Source organism: Oleiagrimonas sp. MCCC 1A03011 (assembly GCF_003267965.1).
Classification (GTDB): Bacteria; Pseudomonadota; Gammaproteobacteria; order Xanthomonadales; family Rhodanobacteraceae; genus Oleiagrimonas; species Oleiagrimonas citrea.
On record NZ_MSPY01000003.1, the window covers coordinates 418,514 to 443,729 of the forward strand.

The window sequence follows — 25,216 nt, forward strand, 5'->3', positions numbered from 1 at the left end:
CGTTCAGCGATGAGGATCCGACCATGAATCAGCCCGCACATGCCACGCCATCGCCCTCGACATCGGACGCAGTTGCTTCACCCGCTCATGATGCCCGGGTTTGCGATTATTTCGTGCGGCACCTCGGCGAGGACGCCGCACGTCTTCTTGATACCATCGATGGTTCGCATCCGGCCGGACAGAATCTGCGCGGTACCCCCACAATGCGTGCGATCGAGGAGGCGCGGCGCAGCGATGATCCGACCTTGCCCATGGGGCCGTGGGCGGTGGAGCTCAAGCATGCCAACTGGCCGAGCGTGTCGAAGCGCATCGTCGATGCACTGTGCACACGCAGCAAGGATCTACGACTGACCGCCTGGCTTCTGGAAGCCGAAATCCATCAACGCGGATTCGCCGCCCTCGCGCCATGCATCGACCTGATGCGCGAAGTCTGTATCCGCTGGTGGGACGACCTTCACCCGCATCCTCTGGACGGCGACCAGGAACCGCGCGCCAACATCGTGCGCTGGGTCAACGACAAGCTGCTGGCCACGCTGTCACTGGTGCCGCTCGTGCAGATCGACGAACACGTCGCCAGCTGGTCGGGCTGGGAACTCGCGCATCACCATGAGCGTATTCGTGCCGCCAACGGCTCCTTGCCCGAGGAAGCCGAAGAGGTCGCTTCGCTGGAAGACCTGCAGGCGCTGCTGGCCCAGGTGTCGCCCACGCTGCTGCGCAGTCGCCATGCCGAGATCGCCGGTGCACGCGAGGCGATCGCCGCGCTGGATGCCGCCTTACGCGAGTTCATGCACGACGACGCACCGACTTTGCACAAGATGGACGGGCTGCTGGCTCGCATGCAATCGCTGTTGCGCGGAGAACTGTCCCGTCGTCACGAACCGCTGGAAGAACCCGAGGCTACGCCGATCGCGAACATGGATGAAGCCGAGGCCGAGACTTCGGTTGTACGCGCCGAGAAGGCAGACGACAGCCATCCCGCCACCGGTGCACGACGGACGACCGGCAACCGCGAACAGGCCTATCGAGAACTGGCTGGCATCGCCGAGTACTTGATGCAGATTGAGCCGCACAGTCCGGTGCCGTATCTTCTGCAGCGAGCCATTGATTGGGGCCGCCTCGACGCGGCCAGCCTGTACCACGAGCTGTTCCTGAAGGCCGGCGGGCAAGTCAGTATTTTCGAGCTGATGGGCCTGGCCGGCACCGAGGCGGTCGACGAGGAAGGAGAGGGCAGCGATGGCTGACATCTGCCTCGCGGAGCGCTCGATTCATCCCGTCGACACCGGCCCTGACGAGGGGGCGTTTCGCGCACCGGGGCAGGTGGCGCATTTCCTGCCTCACGTATCGGCGCGGCCGCCGGTCCCCGAACAACGCGGTGCTCGTCTCGTTGCGCTGCGCGAACAGCTGCACGACATGCCGGAGTTGCTCGAGGCGAAATGGCATGCCGACCTGCGAGGGCATCTGTTCGCGCATGCATGCGCATGCGATGACTGGCCGCTGGTCGCTCACCTGGGCTTCGCGATGGACGCGTTCGGAGAACTCTCCCCCGATGCACTCTGCCGAGTCGCCGAAGCATGCTGGCGCATGGGAGACATTGCATCGACCGTCGACCTTCTACGGCGGGTTCTCCTGCAGACGCCACGACATCGGCAAGCGGTGCTCCTCTCCGATGGCCTGCATGCCTGGTTCCAGGCCAGCCGTCGGGCAGGGCGCGATATCGTCATCGACGACGACACGCTGAGTCTGCAGCCGCTAGAGCACCACCACGTCGACGACTTCCGCTGGCACTACGCGGACCCGAGCATGATCGACCTGTGTTGTCTGCCCGATTTCGTCGATGACGACGACTGGCACGACTGGCTCGATGAAATCCATCAGGAGGGCGACCAGGCGCTATTCGGCATATGGCATCGCCACTGGGGATTCATGGGCTGCGTGAGTCTGATTTTCAGCGGTGACCTTGGGCTTTTCTATTATTGGATCGGTCGTGACTTTCGTGGCGCCGGTCACGGCCCTCGGGCCGCTCAGTTACTTCTAGAACACGCCCGGACAGAGTGGGGCATGCGCGCATGCTACGCCAAGGTGTACGCGCACAATCATCCCTCGCTGCGCGCTCTGGCCAAGATCGGATTCGTGCACACCGGTATACCGATCTTGCGCGCCGGCGCCGCACCGGAACATCTCGTGCGCTGGCCGGAAGCCGATGGCGTGTTCGACGAGGAAGCCTGGTCGTTTCTGCAGAAGATCGACGCGACGACTCAGGTGCTCAGTCTGGCTGCCGGAAACGAAGCCCTATCACACTGCCGTCATGCGTTCCGTCGCGGCGTTGTCATGCCCGCAGGCGGTTCGCTGAGCGAGATGCTCGGAGTGGATTGCCATGTTCAGTAGTTCACGCAAGCGAAAATTCAGCGAGATCAGTTCATCACCATCGACCATCTCCAAAATGAGAAGCCTGGAGCCGCCCAGAAAACGACGAAAGCTCAACCCGAAGCCGAAATCGAAACCATTCAACTTCAAAAGCCTGGATCTGAAGCAGACCGTCAACGAGTCCGGTCTCTGGCACATGGACTCGACGCAGCTCGGACTCCTCGACAAACAGCGTCCGACATTCCTCAGCACCACCAGCCCCAAGAGCAGCGATATCCGCATCACGTCGTCCACGGGGTTCAATCAGCAATGGGGCAACAGCGCGGACGAGAACGTGCGCACCCAGTTGCAACGCGATCAGCGCAAGCACATGACGCGTGACGAGGCCGAGACGGTTTTCAATCAGCGCAGCCAGCAATCCGCATTGGTCTGGAAGACCGGGTCGGAGACTCTGACCCAGTACGGGGATGAATCGGATACGTCCGAGCCGATTTCCGCGCATACCCCCGGCGTGAAGCACGAAGTCATCGGGGGCACCAAGGGCGCGATGACCAAGGAGCATGGCCGTCGCGACATGCGCCGGCAGTCCATCGTCAAGACGACGCTCGATGACGAGGATCGAGGCCCCCATGACACGGCCATCATGTCCAGACTGGCAACGATCCAGTTGATGCAATCACCGAAAGAGGAGCTGCAGACCGTCAAATCGCAGGTGCTCTCCTCGAAGAAACCGATTTTTTCGCAGTTCACAGACATCGGTCAGGTCTCGGGAAAGACCAACGGTCCCAAGTTCGATAGTTTCACCGATCGGCTTCAGGTGATTCGCGAAACGGACAAGATGCATGCGGCGAAATCGTTGCTGGCTCGCGGCCTCGACGAGTTGGTGCCGGATACCCACAAGACTCTTCTGAGCCAGTCGAAAGGCAGCGTATCCGGTGCGATGAAATTGCTCCATAAGCAGAGCACCAGTTCCAAGCCGAGCATCACATTCAATACCAAGCCGAAGTCGGATACGGAACGACTCGACCGAAGGGGGCGGAGCCTGCATAGGATGAAGAAAATCGATCGTCCGCTCAGTCCAGTGCGTCGCGTTTCCTCATCCGGCTACAAGTTCTGAAAAGCCGCAAGTGGATCACCTCCTGCGGACGCACTTCGTTTCGGGATTAGGATGCCTCTTGAGGACAAACTGACACTCGATGACAGGCGGGAGGTAATGCGTCTAAGGCGTGCTTTACCTGGGTTCCAGGCGCTGGCGGATCAAGCTCGAACTGAATCGACCATGTTCTGATCCTGGTTATGAGGAATTTAACAGAGTAGGTCGTTCCATGTGGCGTTGCAGTCGCCTGTTTGGACGAAATGCCGCCGCTATGCTGATCTTCAGCCATGCTCCCTACAGCGCATCTAGCGCAGGTGTTGCACTTCTAAATAGCACCACTGTTGCACGCATCCAATAGGTGATGCCTGTACGAGGTCCAAGATCGCACTGCGATCCTCTGACAGAAGAACGGCCAAGGCGCGGAAGATGTCACTGGAGAACCCTGGCCACCGCATTCGGCGCAGTGATCAAAGTGCTCAGCCGGAATCAGGATTCACACCACTAAAACGGCAGGTCGCCTCGACCGGCGCCATGGAAAGCACTGGCTGCGCACTCCCCAGATCGCCTGGGATTTTGTCCGGACCGGTCTCAGTGCCTGCCATGCGCCTCGCTTCGAGGGCGCCCCGGGAAGTCTCTGGCAGCTCATTCCACCAGCTGGGGCGTAGCATCAGATTTTCCTGATCCTCGAAACCACCGTGCATAGCGGCGTTGGCTTTTTGGTCGTCGGCAAGCGCCTCGAAGGAACGCACGTAACGCTCGGCCGGGCCGTCCGATTGGCCAGTCCAAGCCAACGTAAAGAGAGTCTTGCCGTTCCAAGGCGTCAGAGTGGCGCACAGCATCTCGAATGGGGCATCACCATGGCCCAAGCGCTGCAAAGGTGTGCCGCGGATATCGCTCTCCGGATAAAAGGCACCGGAGTAAGCGAGGGGAAGGAGCTCGGAGAAGAGCCACCCTACGGCGCGAAACCCAGCATAGTTCCCGCTTCTATACATCTGGTCCAATCTTTCCTTCATTGCCGTCAGGTCCGCCGCTAGTAGCTCAGCCCCGACCTGCATGCTAAGAATCGTGCGCTGGTAGTGCGCTTGACATTCGAGTTGGCAACCTGCATCCAGCTGTCGATAGAGCCCCACGCGCGCATGAGCGAGCGCTTGGCGATGGCGGGAGTACGCTAACGCGCGGAATGCTAAGAGGAACAACGCAGCTATGTCGAGGGGGCGCGGCCCTGATTCCACCGGAGCAAATAGGGTGCCGTCGTGGGCATTGCAGAAACCTTCGAACGTGGAAGCAACGCCGATGCCTTTGGGCACCTGACGCAACACCCCGTCATCCAGCAAAAGCTCGGTCACGTGGCCGTCTTCGGCCAGTACGCTCAACCCGCCGTTCTTCTGGATGGTGTGCGCGTCGACAATCTTGCCGCATCCATTGGGCGCGTCCGGATGCGCGCAGGTGCGTGGTAATTTCAGGCGCTTTATCGCCTCCTCAAAGGCCTTTTGGTGCGGCAGCTCGGCGTGCTCTCGGTTTTGGTGGCATGAGCCGAACGGCTGCCCCGAGTGGCACCAGCACAGGTCGCTTGCCGCCATGTTGTTACGTGGCCAGATTGAGGGGAGCGGCATCGGCGCCGCCGTGAGAGATGGGTGGTCCGGCATACGAGGCTCAAAGGAGGTATTGAACAAGTTCGAGCTTATGACGAACGCCGGCGGGTCACCACCGTAGCTACAGCTGTCGCCATCATGTTTCGGCCTCGCTTGGGTGGGGTATGTCGTCAGGGATGCATAGAGAACATGCTAGAACAGTCTGTGATCGCTCACTTACCAAGGGCATTGGGTAAATGAGCTTAAGGAACAGTAATGCGAGGAAAGCAATGAAAGTGATTGACGCAGATTCAACACTGAAGGATCAGATTAAAGACATCAGCAATGCGCACATACGCATCGTGACTGCCTACGTTACGGACGTCTTGGAAACACTTCAGGAACTAGTCAGCCGCAATTGTCGAGTCGAGATCATCGTTGGAACGATTGACTGCTTCAACCATCCTAAGCACCTAGCCCAGATCGGCGTGTTGCCAGGTATCGATCTGCATGTCGACTTCAGGCGCCAGAATAGCGTGCATTGGAAGCTCTATTTACTTGAGCCATTTGACGTCATTATTGGCAGTCCGAACTTCACTGGCAGAGGTCTCAAGACTAGCCGGGACATCGCTGTTTCTTTTAGTGATCAGACGATGTTCGTGGAGTTCAAGCAGCGCATCAACGTGTTGTTGAAAGCGCCTCGCGTGATCAAATTTGGCACTGCCGCATACCAACGCGAGATGGCACAGTACGAGGCTGACTTTGAGATCGAACAGCGCCATCGCCGGTCAGCGATCGCTGATGGCTCGACGCCCTCGGTATCGGACTGGCTTGCGGACGAACGCAATCAAGAACTGAAACTCTACGTATGGGAAGACCACCACCAAGAACCGGAGAAGCAGCGTGCACGCGAGATGGCGGTCAAAGGGAGGAAGGCGGCGGCCATGCCCGAGTCAGAAAAATCGCCAATCCGTGAGTTTTTCACGACGAGTCAAAAGCGCACCCCGTTGAAGGCTGGTGACATCGTGCTGTGCTGCAGAACTAGCGGAGCCTACATGGATTTCTTTCGTTTGGACTTGATCGAACGAGGTGGTGACGGACTGCTATACATGATAGACATGAAGTCATCGAAGCCGGCGCGTTTGTTCAACCTTTCTGAAGCGAAGGCGCGTCTTGCTGGGTACGTCCAAGACAACGAGCTAGTCGGTCCGGTTACCATCACTCGCTCCGAACTACTGGATCTCTTCAACATAAGTGCATAGGTGAAAGGGGCTCTTGTAGGTACCCTCGCACGGTGGGCCGAGAGTTGTTCAGAGGCCGAGTTTGTTGCGCGGACCTCGTAGCTGTCGCTTAAACTTTGCCCGTAGGCCCCGCAGAAGTGCAGGGCCCTCACAAGGGAAGGGAGGCCGGCATTAGTACCGGCACCATTGCTAGATGAGGAAGTTCATGGTCGACACCGCCCAGTCCCCCGCTGTCATCGCTGAGGATAATCCCCCGTCGCCATGGAAACCTCATGATCACCCCGATTACGACATCCATCTCAGCGCTGCATGCCAGGCTGCACTCCGTGCGCTTCCCAGCATGCCATTCAAAGATCTGAGGGCCTTTGTCAGCGACCCGAGGCCAACACATCGTAAACTGTACGAGGCACTCACACCTCCTGATCATCCCGAATACGCTGGCACTTATCGAGGTGAGCCGGGCACGTCGCTTGAAAATCGCATTGTGGTGGTTCAGAGCCCACTTGGCGGCAAACCTCAGCCGCTACAAAGCCCGGGCCAAGTTCCCGGGGATATGGCGAAGATGTGGCAGAGCGGTCTGCAACAGCTCTTTGTTCAGCAAGACTACTGCACGCCCAAGGATGTATTCGAAGCTGCCGTAAAACTGTTCTATTTTTTTGGACGAATCCATCCGTTCCTAGACGGAAACGGGCACATCCAGCGTCTCATTTTTGCGGCGCGGATCGCGGCCGATTCGAGGCTGACGCTGCATGACTCTTGGACCATTCACCCGCGGCCTTACGATATTGAGGTAGCTAGGGTGCTTGAACTCGACGATTCTGTGAAAAGCATGCAAGGGCTTGCGCGAGAATTTAAACAGCATGTCGTTTGCCGCTGAGAAAGCCACTCATAACACTCATAAAATGAACTCGGACCCTAAAGCCTCCCGTTACTCGAAGCGGGGGACATCAGTTACGGGCGCGTGGCTAGATCGCCGTACTTCGGTGCAAGTGTCACATCGTCATTTCGGCTGGTCGTTGAGATGAAACCTCTCCCTAGCCACCAATGCGTACGTTTTCGTGAGGAAGAACGCCCAGAGCCCGCTGTAGAGCCATTCTCGCCGGCTGCAGCGGTGATGAAGAACTCTCAAGGGATCCTCCGAAGGATCTTCGCGTGATGAAGAACTCTCACGAACAGCCAGGTGCTGCGTCACCGATGACATGGTTAAGCGGGGGACATGATTAGCTGGTGAGGTGACACGATTAGCTGGGGAGCGACATCAGGACAGACGCGCAACAGTAACGGAACGTCTTGTTATTGACATAATATACATTATGCGCAATAAAAAGTGCCGTACCGGAAGTTCGCGGAAGCGCTTCGGCACTGTCGAGCATATCCCCGTTGTCTGCGCATCGGCATGGATTTGGGTTACTTTGCTTAGCGAGTCTGCATGCTGCAAATCTACTTGGTCGAATCTACGAGGTTCTCATGAGCCAGTGCCCGCCAGAAGCGATCAATGTCGTCACCGACGATGACCTGTTCGCGCGCTGCTTCAGTTCGAGTCCGACAGCGCTGCTGCTGGTCGAATTGCGCGCTCCGACGTTTCCGATCGTCAGCGTCAACGCCTCGGCCGAGACGCTTTTCGGGCGCGATGCGGAGTTCTTGTGCGGCATCGCCTGGGAGCGGGCGTTCGGCGCTGAATCGCCGTTTGCGGACATCTTGCAGGGCCTCCGCAATGGCGTGGGCGTTCCCGATGCGCTCGGCACCTACACGAAAGACCGGGAGCCTCCGTTCTGGTGTCGATTGCGTTCGCGCCTCATCTTGTCGCAAGACGGCGTCGCCACACATGCGTTGTGCACGGCTTCGGATGTCAGCCAGGAGATCGACAACGAAGCGTCCCGGAACTATCTGGCGACCTACGACACGGTTTCCGACCTGCCCCGCATCCACGTCTACGAGGAACATCTTTCCGCCGAATTGGCGCAAGCGATCCATCACTGCTATCGACTTCTGATGTGCTACATCAATGTCGACCGCTTCGGTGTCATCAACGAAACCTACGGCTTCGATGTCGGCGATCGCCTGATTCACTGCATTGCCGACCGCCTGGCCGAGTGCGCGGGCAGTCGCGAGCTGGTGTGTCGTCTGGCCGGCGATGAGTTCGTGCTGGCCGTGCCAGACCACGCCTCGGACACCGATCAGTGGGAACTGGCGCAGCGGCTGCTGGATGCGCTCAACGAGCCGATCGTGCTCGACGAGCTCGGTTTGCGACTCACGGCCAGCATCGGCGTCGCCAGCTTTCCCGACACCGCCACCAGCGTGCACGAGTTGATGCAGCAGGCTTCGGTCGCGGCGCGCGAGGCCAAGCGCGAAAACGGCGGCGACAGCATCCGCGTGTTCAGCAAGGAGCAGCGCGACGAATTGGACGAGCGTCTGCGCATCGGCGCGCATCTGCGCAACGTGGTCGAACGCGACGAGCTGGAACTTCACTATCAACCCGTGATCGACGCCGGCAAGCGCGAGATCGTAGGTATGGAGGCGCTGGTGCGCTGGCGCAGTCCGCAGTTGGGTCTGGTCATGCCCGAGCGCTTCATTTCCCTGGCCGAGGATTTCGGCATGATCGCCGAACTCGGTCAGTGGGTGCTGCTGCGCGCATGTACGCAGGCGCGCAGCTGGCTGGATCAGGGCGTGGGCGATTTCACGCTGTCGGTCAATGTGTCGGGTCTGCAGATGCGCGGGCAGCAGTTGATCGAGGACGTCAATCGCGCGTTGAACAAGTCGCGTCTCCCTGCCCGTCTTCTGGAACTGGAGCTGGCCGAAGACGTCATCATGACCAACGTCGAGCACGTCACGTCCGTGATGCGCGAGTTGCGCAAGATCGGCGTGAAGCTGGCCATGGACGATTTCGGCATCGGTCAGTCCAGCCTTGGTCACCTTCAGCGTCTGCCGGTGAATCGGCTGAAGATCGACCGCTCGTTCGTCGCGGCCGTGCCAGACGACGTCAGCGCCGCGCGCATCTCTCGTGCGGTGATCGGCCTGGCTCACGAATTCGGTTTCACGGTGGTTGCCGAGGGTGTGGAAAAGCCGGTGCAACTGGCTTTCCTGGAGCGCAACGGCTGCGAATTCGTGCAGGGCAATTTCTTCAGCAAGCCGGTAAAGGAAGAAGCCATGCTGGCCATGCTGCGTCGTCCGGAACTGGCGCCGCGCGAGGAAATCGGCGACGACCAGGGCGGCACGATCCTGCTGGTCGACGACGAACAGAACGTGCTGCGCGCCCTCGCCCGCCTGCTGCGCCGCGATGGCTACCGCATATTCACGGCGTCCACGTTCAAGGAAGCCTTTGAAATCCTCGGCACGCACCCGGTCCACGTCGTGGTCTCCGACCACCGCATGCCCGACGGCAAGGGCACGGAATTCCTCGGGCGCGTGAAGGAGACTCACCCGCACACTGTTCGCATGATCCTGAGTGGGTACGCGGACCTGGGCGTCGTCACCGAAGCAATCAACGGCGGCGCAGTCTATCGCTTCCTCACCAAGCCCTGGGACGACGACGAACTGCGCAAGACGCTTCATGAGGCGATGCGCATGGCGAGACAGGGAGCCGCCACGGAGACCGACTCCTAGCCCGGCTCACCGCTCGACGCACTCAATCGCTGTCGAATTCGTTCTCGTCGATGAAGATGGCGCCGGTTTCGTCGCGCTCGACATGCGTGATCCCCGGGCTGTCAGCCTCCAGATCGCGCAATGCCTCTTCCTGTCGCGAAATCGTGCTGCGCTGAACACGCACCACGTCGGCAAGGCGCTGATTCTCACGTAGCAGCATGCAGTTGCGCAGGGCTTGCGCCACACCCATCTGCAGCTCGGTATCGTTCCACGGCTTGTCGATGAAGCGGAACACCTGGGTATCGTTGACCGCCGACATCACGGTCGGCAGGTCGGCATGTCCGCTGATGACGATGCGCATGGCATCCGGCTGCAGTTCCCGTGCCTGCCGCAGGAAATCGAGGCCATTCATGATCGGCATGCGCAGGTCGGAAATGACCAGGTCATAGTTGCGCTCGCCAAGACTCGCCAGCGCCTCGTGCGGATCCGTGAAACCCTTCACAGCACACGGCGCATCGAGCCATTCCGAAGGCATCCGCGCCAGCACGCGGGTCATGGCCTTGACGATCTGCGGCTCGTCATCGAGCACCAGCAGGGAATACGCGGAGATTCGTTCGTTCATGAGGTCGCTTCCGTACCGTGGTTCGCCTGACGCAAAGGAAGGGTGATGACGAAAGTCGTGCCCTTCCCGATTTCCGACTCGACCGTGATGCGGCCGCCATGCTTCTGGATGATGCCGTAGCTGATGGAGAGGCCGAGGCCGGTCCCCTTCCCCACTTCCTTGGTCGTGAAGAAGGGCTCGAAAATATGCAGCCGGGTTGCCTCGTCCATGCCGCAACCGTTGTCGCTGATGCGGATGCCAATGTGATCCCCGGAAAGTTCGGTATGAATCTCGATGGCTCCGTCGTCGTCGATCGCTTGCGTGGCGTTGACCAGAATGTTCATCAGGACCTGATTCAGTTCGGTCGGATTGCATTCGATCAGCGGCAACTGCTGGAAGTAGGTTGCGAAACGGATGCGCCCGCCTCCAAGGCTGCGCACGATGTCGAGCGTGGTCTCGATCGCGCGATGTACATCGAACAGACGGAAGGACTCGGTAGGATCCAGACGCGAGAAATCGCGGAGATTCTGCACGATCTGGCGAATGCGCTCGACGCCTTCGCGTGACTCCTCCAGCAGCGCCGGAAGATCCTCGGCGATCATCTGGTAATCGGCCGCCTGCTTGCGCATGTCCAGCGCATCCAGACGCTGCTCGGGCGTCATCTCGCGATCGCGCACCAACTGATCGCTGAGTTCGAGAATGCCAAAGAGTTTGTTGAGGTAATCGCGCAGGGTGCCCAGGTTCGACTGCACGTAGCAGATGGGATTATTGATTTCGTGCGCCATGCCGGCAGCGAGCTGACCAACGGTGGCCAGCTTCTCGGCGTGAATCAGGCTTTGCTGCTCATTGGCGGACTTGCCGTCCAGCGTCGATGTAGGTGTCGACGCCTGCATGGCATCAGGCGCGGCTTCGTTGCGTGCGGGACGCACGGTCACGCTGACTTTTCCGTCGTCGCCCGACACACGCCATTGCCGAATCACCCCGAGTGCTCGCCCGCCCTCGGTGGCACAGTCGAAACGATCCTCGCAATCGCGCGGCGCATGCTCGGCATCGGCCACATCCGACTGCGGCGGATGGTCGACAAGTCGCTGCAGCCCCTGCCGGATATCACTGTGTATCACTCCGGCCAGACGCTGCGCGGATGCATTGGCGAAACACACCGCACCTCGATGATCGAGAACGATCACGGCAACCGGCAACGCCCCAAGCACCGCCGTTGCAGCGGCCAGGTCGAAATCATCGCCCTGCGCTGCATCACGGCATGCGTCCAGCCCCTTGCTGACGTTCATAGTCATCGGACCTTCCCGGTACTCAAGCGCGCGCTGAACCGAGGATCAGCGCATCCACATGCGCTGCGCCATGAACTTCGTACAACTTCAAGGCTATCAGAGACTTGCCGAATGTACAGCCCGGGATGGAAATCGTTGCGCGAACTTTCCGTGAGGCGCAGATAAACGACAGCGGCCATGATGCCGCTTGGCTCCAGAACATGCGATCTTTCCCGTTCGAGGGTTTACCCGAGCGGACGCACGCCGCCGGCAAGCACAGACATCATCATTCCGACTCCAGGTCGCCCGCGACGCCGGAATTCAGTCGCATAATGCGCAGCGAAATCGTTTTCATGTGTGATGCTTGTCACGTATCCGCCGGATGCCTTGCACGACCACGGCACGCCCCTGAGGCGTCCTTCAGTGCGAAGAGGTGTCGGCGTCGTTCCAGCACTGCAACACTGCCGGCCAGGGACGGTACGATGTCTTTCCGGATGCGTCTTTCGTGACGTAATAGAGCCGCTGGCCGTAGCAGCGAATGCGATGCTGGCGGCGAGCGACACCCACTTCGCAACGCCAGCGGGCCTTGTCCGGGGAAACATTCACGCAGCTCGGAAAGGAACTGCTCGCGGGGGCGGGAGCATGTACGGGAGGAATTGCTTCGGCCGAATCGACACGGCTCGACTCGCGGGATCGGTAGACCACCATCCCCGCCAACACCAGCGCGACGACACCGGCCGCGGCAATCCATCCATCCACTGTCTTCATGTTCGCGCCGATACTCGCCACTGACTCGCTGAGTCGCGCATCATAAGGCGATGCAGCCTCAGACGATACGAGATGGATGCTGCAAGCCCGCCGGACAGGCAAAAAAAAACCGCCCCACAAGGCAGGCGCTACAGCTACGAATCGGGGGGAGGAGGAGGACCGAAGCTGTGTTGGTTGCGCCGCTTGTGAGGCGGATACTCGCCGTCCAGGGGGGGAGGGGAACGGCGAGATGGGTGCATCTTAGGCTTGCACTTACCTGTTATCAAATATATTTTTCAGCTGTAACAAATATGGAAAACCTATATGTTTAACCTGCGCCAGTTGCGCTACTTCGTGGCCGTGGCCGAGACCCTGAGTTTCACACGCGCCGCGCAGAGCCTGCATATCTCGCAACCGCCGCTTTCGCAGCAGATACGCGCGCTGGAGGATGATCTGGGCGTGCGTCTGCTGGATCGGACCAAGCGCCGCGTGCGTCTGACTGAACCCGGTCGTCTGTTCCTGGAAGAAGCGCGCAAGCTGCTGGCACAAGCCGAAAGCGCTCGCGTCACGGTCATGCACGCGGCGGCAGGCTACGGCGGGCGTCTTCGGCTGGGCTACCCGGTCTCGGTCGCCTTTCACCCGGCCCTGCCCCGTACATTGCTCGAATACGCACAAGTGGCGCCGACCGTTCAGGTCGAACTGCGTGAGATGTACACCGGCGCGCAATACGAATCCCTGCTCGCCAACCAGATCGATGTCGGCTTCGTGCGCGCACACCCGGCGCAGAGCCTGCGGGGACGCGACCGCCTGCACATCCGGGTACTGGATCGCGAGCGCATGCTCCTGGCGATGCCGTCCGCGCATCCGCTGGCCAAACGGTCCCGAATCGCCCTGCGCGAACTGGCCGACACGCCGTTCGTGGCCCAGCCCGGACGTTACGGAACCACGCTCTACGATGCGCTGATGACCCTTACGACCCGTGCTGGCTTCCATCCCGCCATCGTCCAGGAAGCACAGCAGGTGACAGGATTGCTGGCGCTGGTCTCGGCCGGCATCGGTGTGACCCTGGTGCCAGCGTCGCTGCGCGCGGTGAAACTGACGCATGTGCGCCTGCTGGAGCTGGAAGACCCGGATGCGTTTCTCATGCTGGGCCTGGCCACACGCAAGGAAGACAATGGCCCGGTCCTGCAGCGTTTCCTCGGCGTGGTCGACCGTCTGCAGGAACAGGCAGCCGAGAACGATGACGGATGATCTTCGCGTGCGAACAAGAACTTGCCATCACCAAGGCGCATCGCTACAATTGCGGGCTTGTCATCCGCGTTAAGCACATTTTCGGGAGTTTGCCGTGAAGGTTCTGTCCTCGCTCAAGTCTGCCAAGCAGCGCCACCGCGACTGCAAGGTCGTGCGTCGTCGCGGCAAGGTGTTCGTGATCTGCAAGAGCAATCCGCGTTTCAAGGCGCGTCAGCGCTGATCGCGGCACTGCTGCACAGGCACAGATGAAGGGTCGCCGTTGGCGGCCCTTTTTCGTATCCGCCGCCCGCTGTGTGCGCCGTCATGAAAACCGCGTCGCACCATGGATAAGGCGAGGTACATCTGCTACAACATGAACGTTGGCGCCGTGGCGCATTCGTGCGGAGTTTCATCCATGTCCAAACATCTTGTTTCCCTGCCCGCCCTGGCTCTGGCGCTGGTGATCGGCGCGGCCGTCGGCGCCCCTGCGCATGCCGACAATCTGTTGGTCCATCGCGTGCAGAAAGAAAGCACCATGAACATGCCCACGCGCGGCATGACGATGGCGCAGGTCGAGCACAAGTTCGGCGCGCCGCAGCGCAAGCTGGATTCGCGGGGCGGCGACACCCCCAAGCACCCGGTCATTCATCGCTGGGAATATCCGGGCTACATCGTCTATTTCGAGCGCAGCCACGTGATCCACAGCGTGCTGAACACGCCGGCGGGCAACAACAAGCACCCGCAGAATACGCACTGACCGAAACATGACCCCGACTCGAACCGTACTGCCTTCGGAATGGGAACCGCAGGCAGCGATCCTGATTGCCTGGCCACATGCCGGCACCGACTGGGCGTCTCGTCTCAGCCAGGTGGAACGGACTTATGTCGCGCTGGTCGCGGCCATCGTCCGTTTCCAGCACGCCGTGATCTGCGTGCCCGATGCCGAGCTCGAACATGAGGTGCGTCGCCACCTGGAAACTGCCGAGGTCGACCTGCAGCGCGTACGCTTCGTGCAGCGTTCGTACGACGACACCTGGCTGCGCGATTCCGGCCCCATCACGCTGCGCACGCCCGAGGGTTTCCGTCTACTGGACTTCCGTTTCACCGGCTGGGGCGGCAAGTTCGAGGCCAGCCGCGACGACGAGCTGGTGAGCGGCCTGGTCGAAGCCGGCGTCTTCGTGGAAGCCGAACACCGCCGCATCGACTGGGCACTGGAAGGCGGCGCCATCGAGAGCGACGGCGCGGGCAGCATCCTGACCACCTGGCGCTGCCTGCATCAGCGTCATCCGCAGCAAACGCGCGAAGCCATCACGGCCATGCTGACCGAGTCGCTCGCCGCCGACAGGGTCTTGTGGCTGGAGCACGGCTATCTGCAGGGCGACGACACCGATGCCCACATCGATACGCTGGCGCGGTTCGCACCCGGCGACGCCATTGTCTATCAGCACTGCGACGATGTCTCCGATCCGCATCATGCGGAACTGGAGCTCATGCGCCGCGAACTGGAGGCGCTACGCACTCGCGATGGCGCGCCCTATCGTCTGCATGCCTTGCCCTGGGCTGCGCCGGTGGTCGACGACGGGCGGCGCCTGGCGGCGTCGTACGCCAACTATCTGGTTCTGAACGATGCCGTGCTGGCCCCGGCCTACGACGACCCCTCCGATGAGGTTGCCGCGGCGGTGCTGGCCGCGGCTCATCCGGGGCGGCGCGTGGTGCAGATTCCCTGTCGACCCTTGATCTGGCAAAACGGCAGTCTGCACTGCGTGACCATGCAACTGCCCGCCGGCCTGCTGGCATCCGCCTGACGCACGGAACAAGGAAAACCCGAATGGATGCGCGCATCATGGTCCGGCTTGTTCTCGCTGTTCTCCTCCTGACTGTCGCCATCTCGGCGCAGGCCGGTTCCAGCTTTACCGTGACTGTCGACGCCGGCGACGGTCACGGTCATGTGCGACGGCATTTCGTGTATCCGGCCTGCGGGGGCGACAACGTCTCACCGCACGTGCATTGGACGCACGCCCCACACGGCACCCGGGGATTCGCCCTGACCGTGTTCGATCCGGACGCCAATCGCGGCAAGGGCTGGTGGCACTGGTTCGTGATCGACCTGCCTGCGACGGCGACCGCACTGCAGGAAGGCGCCTCGCCCCGAGCGCCCGCGCACAGTCTACGCAACGATTTCGGCACACGCGGCTGGGGCGGTCCATGCCCGCCGGTCGGCGACGGCCCGCATCACTATGTGTTCACGCTGTACGCGCTGGACACAGCCACGCTCGGACTGCCCGCCAACGTTACGCCGGCCGCCGCACTCGAGGCCGTTCACGCACACACGCTGCGTCGCGCCAGCACGACCTTCGTCTACGCACGCTGAACAATCGGCCTTCGGGGCATGCCTCGATGCCCCATCGCCGCTAGACTTGGCGACTGCCCTTCACCGTTCCAGGACATCGCATGGCCCGCATGCTGAAAACCGCACTGCTGCAGGAAACCGACCGAGGTAGCCGCGACGCCAACCTCGACGCCATTGAATCGGGGCTTCGCGAAGCCGCGGCGCAGGGCGTCCAGCTGGTGCTGCTGCAGGAACTGCACAACGGCCCGTATTTCTGCCAGAGCGAGAATGTCGACATCTTCGACCTGGCCGAATCCATTCCCGGTCCGAGCACGGAACGGCTGGCAGCGCTGGCCGCGGAACTCGGGCTCGTCGTGGTCGCCTCGCTGTTCGAGCGACGGGCGGCCGGTCTCTACCACAACACTGCCGTGGTGTTCGATCGCGACCGAGGGATGATCGGACGCTACCGCAAGATGCATATCCCCGACGATCCCGGATTCTATGAGAAGTTCTACTTCACACCGGGCGACCTGGGCTTCGACCCCATCGATACGTCGGTCGGTCGGCTCGGTGTGCTGGTGTGCTGGGATCAGTGGTACCCGGAAGCGGCGCGGCTGATGGCACTGGCCGGTGCGGAGCTGCTGCTCTACCCCACCGCGATCGGCTGGGATCCGGCTGACGATGCCGCCGAGAAGGAACGCCAGCGCGAAGCCTGGATCACCGTGCAGCGCGGCCACGCCGTCGCCAACGGTCTGCCGTTGCTCGCCTGCAACCGTACCGGCTTCGAGGCGGACCCGAGCGGCCAGGGCCGTGGCATCCAGTTCTGGGGATCGAGTTTCGTTGCGGGTCCGCAGGGCGAGTTCCTGACCCAGGCCGGCCGTGATGCACGCGAGTTGCTGATCGCCGAGATCGACATGACCCGCAGCGAGGACGTCCGCCGCATCTGGCCGTTCCTGCGCGACCGTCGCATCGACGCCTACGCCGACCTGCTGAAGCGTTTCCGCGACTGATTCCACGCTCGCTGGAGCCGGCGTGGGTTGTCCTGCCCGCCGGACGCCCCCATGCTCGAACCGTTGCCTGCCTGATCCGAATTCATGAACGATACCGTCGCATCCCTTCCCTCTAGCGAAACGCCCGACGCCCTCGACGGCCAGCCGATCGAACGCGTCACGCGTGACGGCGTCGAATACGTGATCCTGGGTACCGCTCACGTTTCCCGCGCCAGCGTAGCGGCGGTCGAGGCGCTGTGCGAACGCGAAACCTTCGACGCCATTGCCGTGGAACTGTGCGACAGCCGCGCCCGCAGCATGCTCGACCCGGATGCATTCAAGCGCATGGACCTGTTCCAGGTCATCCGTCAGGGCAAGACCGGCATGGTCGCCGCCAGCCTGGTGCTGGGTTCGTTCCAGAAGCGACTGGCCGAACAGTACGGGATCGAGCCGGGCGCGGAGATGAAAGCCGCGATGCAGTGCGCTGACCGCGACGGACAACCGCTGTGGACTGTCGACCGCGACGTCGGCCTGACCCTGAAGCGCGCCTGGCGCTCGCTGGGCTTCCGCGAAAAGTTCGGTGTGCTGATGAGTCTGGTCGGCAGCCTGTTCGAACGCGAGGACATCGCCGAGCACGAGATCGAGAAGCTCAAGTCCGGTGACATGCTGGAAGGCGCGTTCAGCGAATTCGCAAAATCCTCGGAAGGGCTCTACAACGGATTGATTGCCGAGCGCGACGCGTTCATGGCGGCGCGCCTTCGCGAGCAGGCTGCGCAGGCGCCCGATGCACGCAAGGTATTGGTCGTCATCGGCGCGGGGCATCTGAAGGGTTTGTGCACGCACCTCGCCGAACAGAACGATGATCCAGGCACGCGCATCGCCGAACTCGAGCGCATGCCGCCGGCCGCGCGCTGGCCGCGCTATCTCGGTTTCGGCCTGGTGCTGGCCATCTTCATCGCCATCGGCTTCGCCTTCCACCGCAGCACGGCGCTGGGCACCGATGCCCTGCTGACCTGGGTGCTGTGCACCGGTCTGCTCGGCGCAACCGGCGCCATTATCGCCAGAGGCCATCCATTGTCCGTGCTCACTTCGTTCATCGCCGCACCGCTGAAGCCGATCCGCATGGCCATTCCGGCCGGGGCTATCGGCGCACTGACCGAGGTCTGGTTGCGCAAGCCGCAGGTCAGCGACTTCGAGGGCATGCGCGACGACATCGGCCACTGGCGCGGCTGGTGGCGCAACCGCGTGGTGCGGGTGTTCCTGCTGTTCACGCTGGTCAATATCGGCACCGTGATCGGCGAATACATCGCGGGCGTGCACATCATCCACAGCCTGCTCTGAACCCGGAGCAATCTGGCGCAACCAGCCGCATTGAACAAAAAAAACCAGCACTGACATGGACATGGCGCGCTTGTCATCAGGCGTTCAGGACACGCTATACTTAACGCTTCGCCTATCTATCAACCGGCCCGCTGGGCCGCAGACAGCTGGATGACCTTGATGACGCGACTGCCTCTGCTCGCCCTCGTCGCCGCAGCGTCGGTGCTGGGCCTGAACACCGCTCACGCGGCCAATGCCACCCAGGGCGACGCAGCCCACGGCAAGACCCTGGTCTACACCTGCGCCGGCTGCCACGGCATCCCCGGTTACGAGAACGCGTACCCGAACTACCGCGTGCCGAAGATCGCCGGTCAGCATCAGCAATACATCATCGATGCCCTGCATGCCTATCGCGACGGTGACCGCAGTCACCCGACCATGCACGCCCAGGCCAGCAGCCTGAGCGAGCAGGACATCCACGACATTGCCGCCTACCTGTCGAGTCTGGCCAAGTAAGCCGCAACGGAGCGAGAACACAGCATGAAGAGCGTGATCACCCTATCCCTCCTCGTCGCCGTCCTGGCGCTGAGTGCTCCCGCCGCCCATGCCGACGGCAACGCCGCTGCAGGCATGAAGAAAGCCACCAGCTGCTTCGCGTGCCACGGCAAGGACGGCCAGTCCATCGCGCCGAACTATCCGCGCCTGGCCGGCCAGTACCAGAACTACATGGAACAGGCGTTGCACGAGTACAAGAGCGGTCAGCGCAAGAACGCCATCATGAAGGGCATGGCCGCCCAGCTGTCCGAGCAGGACATCAAGGATGTGACGGCCTACTTCTCATCGCTGCCGAGCAAACTCAGCACGCTGAAGTACCACATCCAGGGCGCCAAGGAGATGGGCGCGAGCAACTGACGCGCATCCCCTTTCACACATGAAAAAACCCGGCCTGCGCCGGGTTTTTTCATATCTCCTGTGCGGGAGTCGCGCGGCCCAGCATCAGGACACGGCCGACGCGCCCTTGCGACCCTCGTAATACGGATTCTCGCCGCTGCTGTGATCGGTTGCATCGCGCACGGCGGTGATCTCGGGCACCTGCTCACGCAGGGTCTTCTCGATACCGTTCTTCAGCGTCACGTCGACCATGCCGCATCCGTGGCAGCCACCGCCGAACTGCAGCACCACCACGCCGTCGGCGGTGACTTCGAGCAGTGAGACACGACCTCCATGCGAAGCGATCTGCGGATTGATCGTAGCCTCGATCACGTAACGCACACGCTCGACGATGCCGGCTTCCTCTCTGGGTACCTCGCCCTTGATCCTGGGCGCACGGATGTTCAGCAGGCCGCCCGTGGCGTCGGGCTCGAAATCGATCGATGCACCCTCCAGCCAGGACACGCTGTCGCCGTCCACATGCACTTCGAAACCGTGGCACTCGACCGTCCACTCATCGCCGCGCAACTCGCTCGGCTCGCAGAATTCCAGTTCGCAGCTGGCTGCGGGCGTACCGCCCTTTTCCACGCGAAGACGGATGCCCAACCCCTCGATCTGCTGCTGGGCAATCAACTTGCGGAAGTGGTCCTGGGCGCGTTCGGAGATCTCGATCATCTTGCATCCACGCGGCGCGACGCCGCTCGTTCGAATCAGAACCATTTTAGTACGATTTGATGGATGCGTCTGCGCCTTTGACAATCACAAGCGCAGCCCCGACGCTTCACGCCTTTACCCTGTCCGAAGGAGAACCGGCATGAACTTCAACGAACTGGCCCTCGCGCACTGCGAACCGCAGAAAGGCCGACAAGCGCTGGACCACGACACCGTCGCGGCAATGCTCGCCGAAGTGCCTGGCTGGACGCGCACCGAGGATGGCAAGGCCATCGTCAAGGATTTCCCGTTTCCGGATTTCCGTCACACGCTGGGCTTCATCAACGCGGTCGGCTTCATGGCCAACCAGGAAGACCACCATCCCGACCTCGAAGCCGGTTATGGCCACTGCCAGATCCTGTGGTCCACGCACGACGTCGACGGCCTGTCCCTGAACGACTTCATCTGCGCAGCGCGCGTCGAAGCGCTGCTGCGTTGATTCAGCTTTTTCCGCGCTGGCGCTTGACGCCGACGCGTGCCGGCAAGGCATCCAGCACGGCGCGCAGATCGTCCGGCAACGGCGCGGAAAAACTGTAGGCGCGCTCATTCAGCTCGAACTCGAAGTGTGCGGCGTGCAGGAACAGGCGGTTCAGTCCCTTCGCTTTCAGGCGCTGGTTGGCTTCCCGATCACCGTATTTCGGATCGCCCGCGACCGGATGCCCGGCATGCGCGGCGTGCACGCGAATCTGGTGCGTCCGACCGGTATCGATCGTGACCTGCATCAGACTGGCGTCGGCATAGCGCTCGACCTCGCGGAAGAACGTCAGCGCCGGCTTGCCGTCGTCGGCCACGCGCACCATCCGCTCGCCCCCCTGCAGCGCGAACTTGCGAAGTGGCGCATTGACGTCGAATTTCGCCCGTCCCGGCCGGCCGGTGAGCAGCGCCAGGTACTGCTTGGTGGTCTGCCCCTCACGGATCAACGCCTGCAGCCCGGTCAGGCCGGCACGGCTTCGTGCCAGCACGAGAACACCACTGGTATCCCGGTCGAGCCGGTGAACGAGTTCGATCGACTCTTGTGGCCGCGCAGCACGCAGCAGTTCGATCACACCGAAATCGACGCCGCTTCCGCCATGGCTGGCCACTCCCGAAGGCTTGTCGATGACCAGGAAGTGCTTGTCCTCGAAGATCACCCGCTCGTTCAGTTCGCGCGCCCGCCCCTCCGGCGGCGCCCCCGCGCCGCGCTCGGCCGTGCGCACAGGGGGAACACGGAGCGTATCACCTGCATTGAGACGCGTGTCCGGCTTGACCCGTTTGCCATTCACACGCACCTGCCCTTTGCGAACCAGTCGATAGATCAGGCTCCGCGGCACCCCCTTGAGCAGGGCCGCCAGGGCGTTGTCGACGCGCTGACCGTCACGATCGGCGCCAATTTCAAGATTTTGCACGCCGTTAGAGCGCTCGGACGGGCTTGCCGTATGCATTGCTAAGTTCCAGATTCAAAAGCTATACTGCCGATGCGTTGGACCGGTCCGGAAGCCTACATCTCCGGTTCCGGCGACCGTCCGTCACGGCGGTGAAATCTGCCCCGGTCGCGTCCATATCGGCGATCGAAGGCCTGTTCCCGTCATCGTAACGGTTCGGCTCGTGGTTTGTCCGCTGCTTTGACGGCGCTGGCAGCCCCTTCGCAAGGCCCCATGTATCACTTCGGAGCACCGGACACGCTTCGAACCCATCACGCACCTCGCAGAGGCGCGATCCCCGGCAGGCCGCCCCATGGCGCCGCCGCGGCGCGCGGCCCCGCGGGATGCCAAGGAACTACTACAAATGAAACGCATGTTGATCAACGCAACTCAGCGTGAAGAGTTGCGCGTGGCCATCGTCGATGGTCAGAACCTGTACGACCTCGACATCGAGATTCCCTCCCGCGAGCAGAAGAAGGCCAATATCTACAAGGGCCGCATCACTCGCGTCGAACCCTCCCTCGAAGCCTGCTTCATCGACTACGGCGCCGAACGCCACGGCTTCCTGCCGCTGAAGGAAGTATCCCGCGAGTACTTCCCCGACGGGGCCGACCCGCACAAGAGCGGCATCCGCAACCTGCTCAAGGAAGGCCAGGAACTGATCGTCCAGGTCGAGAAGGAAGAGCGCGGCAACAAGGGCGCGGCCCTGACCACCTACATCAGCCTGGCCGGCCGCTACATGGTGCTGATGCCGAACAATCCGAAGGCCGGCGGCGTCTCCCGACGCATCGAGGGCGAGGATCGCGCCGCGCTGAAGGAAGCTCTGGAACATCTGGAAGTGCCCGACTCCATGGGCCTGATCGTGCGCACGGCCGGCATGGGCCGCAGCGCCGAAGAACTGCAGTGGGATCTCGACTACCTGCTGCAGCTGTGGAAGTCCGTGTCCACCGCTGGCGCGTCGAAAAAGGCTCCGTTCCTGATCTATCAGGAATCGCGTCTGTTCATCCGCGCCCTGCGCGACTATCTGCGCGGCGACATCGGCGAGATCCTCATCGACGAACCGGCGATGTACGACGAAGCGCATGAGTTCATGCAGCAAGTCATGCCCAATTCGTTGCGCAAGCTGAAGCTGTACCAGGACACGACCCCGCTGTTCTCGCGCTTCCAGATCGAGACGCAGATCGAGAGCGCGTTCGATCGCACCGTACGCCTGCCGGCTGGCGGCTCCATCGTCATCGACCCGACCGAGGCGCTGACCTCGATCGACATCAACTCGGCGCGCGCCACCAAGGGCAGCGACATCGAGGAAACCGCGTTCAACACAAACTGCGAGGCGGCGGTCGAGATTGCCCGTCAGCTGCGCATCCGTGACGCCGGCGGCCTGATCGTGATCGATTTCATCGACATGGACAGCCCCAAGCATCAACGCGAGGTCGAGGAAACACTGAAGGATGCGCTGAAGCAGGACCGCGCCCGCGTGCAGGTCGGCCGCATCTCGCGCTTCGGCTTGCTGGAGATGTCGCGCCAGCGCCTGCGTCCGAGCCTGGGCGAATCGACCAAGATCGTCTGCCCGCGCTGCGACGGCCACGGCCATATCCGCAGCGTCGAATCGCTGTCGCTGTCGGCCCTGCGTCTGGTCGAAGAGCACGCCATGAAGGAGAACACCGGACAGGTGCTGATTCAGGCACCGACGCCGGTGGCCAACTTCCTGCTCAACGAGAAGCGCGCCAGCGTGGTCGAGATCGAGATGCGCCACAAGGTGCACGTGGTCATCGTCGCCGACGACAAGCTGCGCACCCCGCACCTGGAAATCACCCGCATCCGCGAAGTGGACATGGGCGAGCACACCAAGCCCAGCTACGCGCGCCTGACCGAGCTCGAAGCCGAGCCGTTGCGCAAGATGGGCCAGGCGCTGGGCAGCACCGAGGAACCTTTGGTCAGCCGCATCGCCCACGCAACGCCTGCACCGACCCCGGTCCAGGTCGAAGCCACCCGCGCCGAGGCTCCCGTCGCCGCACGCCCGGGACTGCTCAAGCGCCTGTTCGGTTTCCTCTCCGCAGGCGAGGCCGTCGAGGACAAGGCTGACGAGACGAGCAAGAAGAAGCCGCGTTCGAGCGAATCGCGCGACGAGCGTGGCCGCAATCGCGGCGAGCGCAAGAGCGGCTCCGATGCACGCCGCCAGAGCAACGACCGCCGAAGCGGTTCGTCTTCCCGCAACAACCGCTCGCAGCGTGGAGAAAGCGCTACACGTGGCGAAGGCACGCGCAGCGAGAAGAGTTCGCGTTCGAGCCGCGGTGGCAAGTCCGGTTCCGGGCGCGGCAATCGCAACAACGAACGCGGCAGCGATGCGAAGTCACCCGCGCGCACCAACGCCGAGCCGTCTTCGCGCATCAAGCGTGGCGGCGAAAAGCCGACGGATGGCGCACAATCGTCCGATGACGTCACCAAGCGTACGCAGCAAACGGCACCGCAAACGACCACGGTCGCTTCGGCCGCCGCGCCTGCCGCCGCACCGAAGCAGGACGGCTCCACCGGCACCACAGCTCCGGAGACGAATGCACCCGCCGATAGCGATGCCAAGAGCAGCAGCCAGCGTCGTCGCCGCGGTCGTCGTGGCGGTCGCCGCCGCCGCCGCAATACCGGTGGTGAGGCTTCGGCGAACGCGCCGACGAACGCCACCGAGAAATCCGGCAACGATTCGGCACCGAACGCCGGTTCCGACTCGACGGCGAACAGCGGCCGTGATTCCCGCGCCGAATCCGCGGGCAAGAGTCGCGAAAAGGAGCCTTCACAGGCTACGTCGGGCAACGAAAAGCGGTCCACGAGCCCCGCTGCGCAAGCACCTTCCGCCTCGGACACGCCGCAGCGCAAGGAAGCCGCATCCAATCCGGCCTCCGAACCGAAGAAGCGGGTGGAATCTTCGGAATCCACTACTACAGCTGCGCAGCCGAACGCCGAGAAGCGTGCCCCGGCGCCCTCGCCTTCGGCTCCGCGTAATCCGCCGGCTTCGGCTTCAACCGAGCAGTCACCGGCAAGCAACGCTTCGCCGTCGACCACACCGTCTTCGACCGAGCACAAAGCGACGGCTCCGGCCAAACCGGAAACGCCGCCTTCTGCTCCGGCCAAGGCGATCGACAAGGGTACGCCAGCGCCGGCTCCTGCTGCAGCGGCCCCGAAGCCGGCACCGGCACCGGAACCCGCTTCCAGTGCGGCAGCTCCGGCATTGCACTCGTCGGTCCCGAACAAGCCGCAATCGCCTCGCCCGCCCGCTTCGACGCCTGCGTCGGCCGCTCCGGCACCGGCAGCAGCATCCCAGGTGCCGTCCGGCAAGGAAGAACGTGCGAGTGCACCGCGTCCGGCACAAAACCCGGCCCCGGTCTCGACGGCCTCTGCACCCGTTGCTCCGTCGTCCCGCCCGACTGCCCAGGCACCGAAGCCGAGCCCGTCTGAGCCAGTCCGCAGCACGGCCTCGCCCAAGGAGTCGGTCGCCAAGCCTGCCGAGCCGAGCACCCCGGCGAAGGTTCCCGCGCAGGAGCGCATGCCGTTCCCGCCTCCTGCACGGGAAAAGCCGACCTCGAGCGAGCCGAAGCAGGCACCCGCACCCGTTCCGAAACCCACGAGCGACGCTGCCGGCAAACCGGGTTCCGACGACACGCCCTGAGCGATCGTCACCGGCCCCGGCGAGACCGGTTCGAAAACCCGGCGCGCATTGGCGTGCCGGGTTTTTTCATGCCCGCATAACACTGCATGCCTCGACGAACGGCTGTTCGCAACGACCAAGCACTGACAAGAACGGAATCAGCCGCCGCAGCCATGCCGCGACAGCGCACCTGCGGA

The 25,216-nt window shown here is 62.4% G+C and carries 23 protein-coding genes; 17 read left to right on the top strand and 6 right to left on the bottom strand.

Going from position 1 to position 25,216, the window contains the following annotated elements; all coding sequences use genetic code 11:
* Positions 1–23: 23 nt before the first annotated feature.
* The 3 genes from tssA to BTJ49_RS08480 are packed head-to-tail and all read left to right on the top strand — an operon-like array spanning position 24 to position 3,481.
* The gene (gene tssA / locus BTJ49_RS08470; RefSeq protein WP_113064932.1) at positions 24–1,241 is read left to right on the top strand and encodes a type VI secretion system protein TssA; all 1,218 of its coding nucleotides are present in this window, start codon (positions 24–26) and stop codon (positions 1,239–1,241) included.
* Entirely contained in the window at positions 1,234–2,385 is a 1,152-nt protein-coding gene (locus BTJ49_RS08475; RefSeq protein WP_113064933.1) for a GNAT family protein, read from the top strand. Before tssA ends, BTJ49_RS08475 begins: the two co-directional genes overlap by 8 nt.
* Positions 2,375–3,481, top strand: a complete 1,107-nt coding sequence (locus BTJ49_RS08480; RefSeq protein ID WP_146742308.1) for a hypothetical protein — start codon at positions 2,375–2,377, stop codon at positions 3,479–3,481. Before BTJ49_RS08475 ends, BTJ49_RS08480 begins: the two co-directional genes overlap by 11 nt.
* A gap of 455 nt (positions 3,482–3,936) precedes the next feature.
* Here BTJ49_RS08480 and BTJ49_RS08485 read toward each other — a convergent pair whose 3' ends face one another.
* Entirely contained in the window at positions 3,937–5,040 is a 1,104-nt protein-coding gene (locus tag BTJ49_RS08485; RefSeq protein WP_168184700.1) for an SEC-C metal-binding domain-containing protein, read from the bottom strand.
* A 281-nt stretch (positions 5,041–5,321) separates the two neighbouring features.
* Between BTJ49_RS08485 and BTJ49_RS08490 the strand changes: the two genes are divergently transcribed.
* The 3 genes from BTJ49_RS08490 (at position 5,322) to BTJ49_RS08500 (ending at position 9,875) form a co-directional block, all read left to right on the top strand.
* Positions 5,322–6,293: a phospholipase D family protein gene (locus BTJ49_RS08490; protein WP_168184701.1), complete on the top strand. Its 972-nt coding sequence runs from the start codon at positions 5,322–5,324 to the stop codon at positions 6,291–6,293.
* Positions 6,294–6,477: 184 nt separating this feature from the next.
* Positions 6,478–7,149: a Fic family protein gene (locus BTJ49_RS08495; RefSeq protein WP_168184702.1), complete on the top strand. Its 672-nt coding sequence runs from the start codon at positions 6,478–6,480 to the stop codon at positions 7,147–7,149.
* A 590-nt stretch (positions 7,150–7,739) separates the two neighbouring features.
* Positions 7,740–9,875: an EAL domain-containing protein gene (locus tag BTJ49_RS08500; protein WP_113064938.1), complete on the top strand. Its 2,136-nt coding sequence runs from the start codon at positions 7,740–7,742 to the stop codon at positions 9,873–9,875.
* Between the two features lie 22 nt (positions 9,876–9,897).
* On the opposite strand, the gene BTJ49_RS08505 is transcribed toward BTJ49_RS08500, so the two are convergent.
* The 3 genes from BTJ49_RS08505 to BTJ49_RS15510 form a co-directional block, all read right to left on the bottom strand.
* A complete protein-coding gene (locus tag BTJ49_RS08505; protein WP_113064939.1) occupies positions 9,898–10,476 on the bottom strand; it encodes a response regulator in 579 nt (192 codons plus the stop codon).
* Positions 10,473–11,750 (bottom strand): ATP-binding protein, encoded by a 1,278-nt coding sequence (locus BTJ49_RS08510; protein ID WP_113064940.1) that lies wholly within the window; start codon positions 11,748–11,750, stop codon positions 10,473–10,475. Before BTJ49_RS08510 ends, BTJ49_RS08505 begins: the two co-directional genes overlap by 4 nt.
* 393 nt (positions 11,751–12,143) lie before the next feature.
* Entirely contained in the window at positions 12,144–12,491 is a 348-nt protein-coding gene (locus BTJ49_RS15510) for a hypothetical protein (protein WP_146742310.1), read from the bottom strand.
* Between the two features lie 303 nt (positions 12,492–12,794).
* Between BTJ49_RS15510 and BTJ49_RS08515 the strand changes: the two genes are divergently transcribed.
* The 9 genes from BTJ49_RS08515 (at position 12,795) to BTJ49_RS08555 (ending at position 19,250) form a co-directional block, all read left to right on the top strand.
* Entirely contained in the window at positions 12,795–13,721 is a 927-nt protein-coding gene (locus tag BTJ49_RS08515) for a LysR substrate-binding domain-containing protein (RefSeq protein ID WP_113064941.1), read from the top strand.
* Positions 13,722–13,815: 94 nt separating this feature from the next.
* Positions 13,816–13,941 (top strand): type B 50S ribosomal protein L36, encoded by a 126-nt coding sequence (gene ykgO, locus BTJ49_RS08520; protein ID WP_008215056.1) that lies wholly within the window; start codon positions 13,816–13,818, stop codon positions 13,939–13,941.
* A gap of 174 nt (positions 13,942–14,115) precedes the next feature.
* On the top strand, positions 14,116–14,457 hold the full coding sequence (locus tag BTJ49_RS08525; RefSeq protein WP_113064942.1) for a hypothetical protein: 342 nt from the start codon (positions 14,116–14,118) through the stop codon (positions 14,455–14,457).
* A gap of 7 nt (positions 14,458–14,464) precedes the next feature.
* Positions 14,465–15,505 carry an agmatine deiminase family protein gene (locus BTJ49_RS08530; RefSeq protein ID WP_113064943.1) on the top strand — a complete coding sequence of 347 codons (1,041 nt, stop codon included), beginning with the start codon at positions 14,465–14,467 and terminating at the stop codon, positions 15,503–15,505.
* A 23-nt stretch (positions 15,506–15,528) separates the two neighbouring features.
* The gene (locus BTJ49_RS08535; protein WP_206098384.1) at positions 15,529–16,071 is read left to right on the top strand and encodes a YbhB/YbcL family Raf kinase inhibitor-like protein; all 543 of its coding nucleotides are present in this window, start codon (positions 15,529–15,531) and stop codon (positions 16,069–16,071) included.
* A gap of 80 nt (positions 16,072–16,151) precedes the next feature.
* Complete coding sequence (locus BTJ49_RS08540) at positions 16,152–17,039, top strand: carbon-nitrogen hydrolase (protein WP_113064944.1); 888 nt, start codon at positions 16,152–16,154, stop codon at positions 17,037–17,039.
* A gap of 84 nt (positions 17,040–17,123) precedes the next feature.
* Positions 17,124–18,359 (top strand): TraB/GumN family protein, encoded by a 1,236-nt coding sequence (locus BTJ49_RS08545; protein ID WP_113064945.1) that lies wholly within the window; start codon positions 17,124–17,126, stop codon positions 18,357–18,359.
* Between the two features lie 159 nt (positions 18,360–18,518).
* Positions 18,519–18,854, top strand: coding sequence for a cytochrome c (locus tag BTJ49_RS08550; protein ID WP_113065107.1), 336 nt, complete (start codon positions 18,519–18,521; stop codon positions 18,852–18,854).
* Between the two features lie 24 nt (positions 18,855–18,878).
* Positions 18,879–19,250, top strand: coding sequence for a cytochrome c (locus BTJ49_RS08555; protein WP_113064946.1), 372 nt, complete (start codon positions 18,879–18,881; stop codon positions 19,248–19,250).
* A gap of 84 nt (positions 19,251–19,334) precedes the next feature.
* On the opposite strand, the gene BTJ49_RS08560 is transcribed toward BTJ49_RS08555, so the two are convergent.
* Positions 19,335–19,943 (bottom strand): NfuA family Fe-S biogenesis protein, encoded by a 609-nt coding sequence (locus BTJ49_RS08560; RefSeq protein ID WP_113065108.1) that lies wholly within the window; start codon positions 19,941–19,943, stop codon positions 19,335–19,337.
* Positions 19,944–20,082: 139 nt separating this feature from the next.
* On the opposite strand from BTJ49_RS08560, the gene BTJ49_RS08565 reads away from it, so the two are divergent.
* Positions 20,083–20,418 (top strand): 4a-hydroxytetrahydrobiopterin dehydratase, encoded by a 336-nt coding sequence (locus BTJ49_RS08565; RefSeq protein ID WP_113064947.1) that lies wholly within the window; start codon positions 20,083–20,085, stop codon positions 20,416–20,418.
* A 1-nt stretch (position 20,419) separates the two neighbouring features.
* Here BTJ49_RS08565 and BTJ49_RS08570 read toward each other — a convergent pair whose 3' ends face one another.
* Positions 20,420–21,400 carry an RluA family pseudouridine synthase gene (locus BTJ49_RS08570; protein ID WP_113064948.1) on the bottom strand — a complete coding sequence of 327 codons (981 nt, stop codon included), beginning with the start codon at positions 21,398–21,400 and terminating at the stop codon, positions 20,420–20,422.
* Positions 21,401–21,743: 343 nt separating this feature from the next.
* On the opposite strand from BTJ49_RS08570, the gene BTJ49_RS08575 reads away from it, so the two are divergent.
* Positions 21,744–25,040, top strand: coding sequence for an Rne/Rng family ribonuclease (locus BTJ49_RS08575; RefSeq protein WP_113064949.1), 3,297 nt, complete (start codon positions 21,744–21,746; stop codon positions 25,038–25,040).
* The last annotated feature ends 176 nt before the right edge of the window (positions 25,041–25,216 follow it).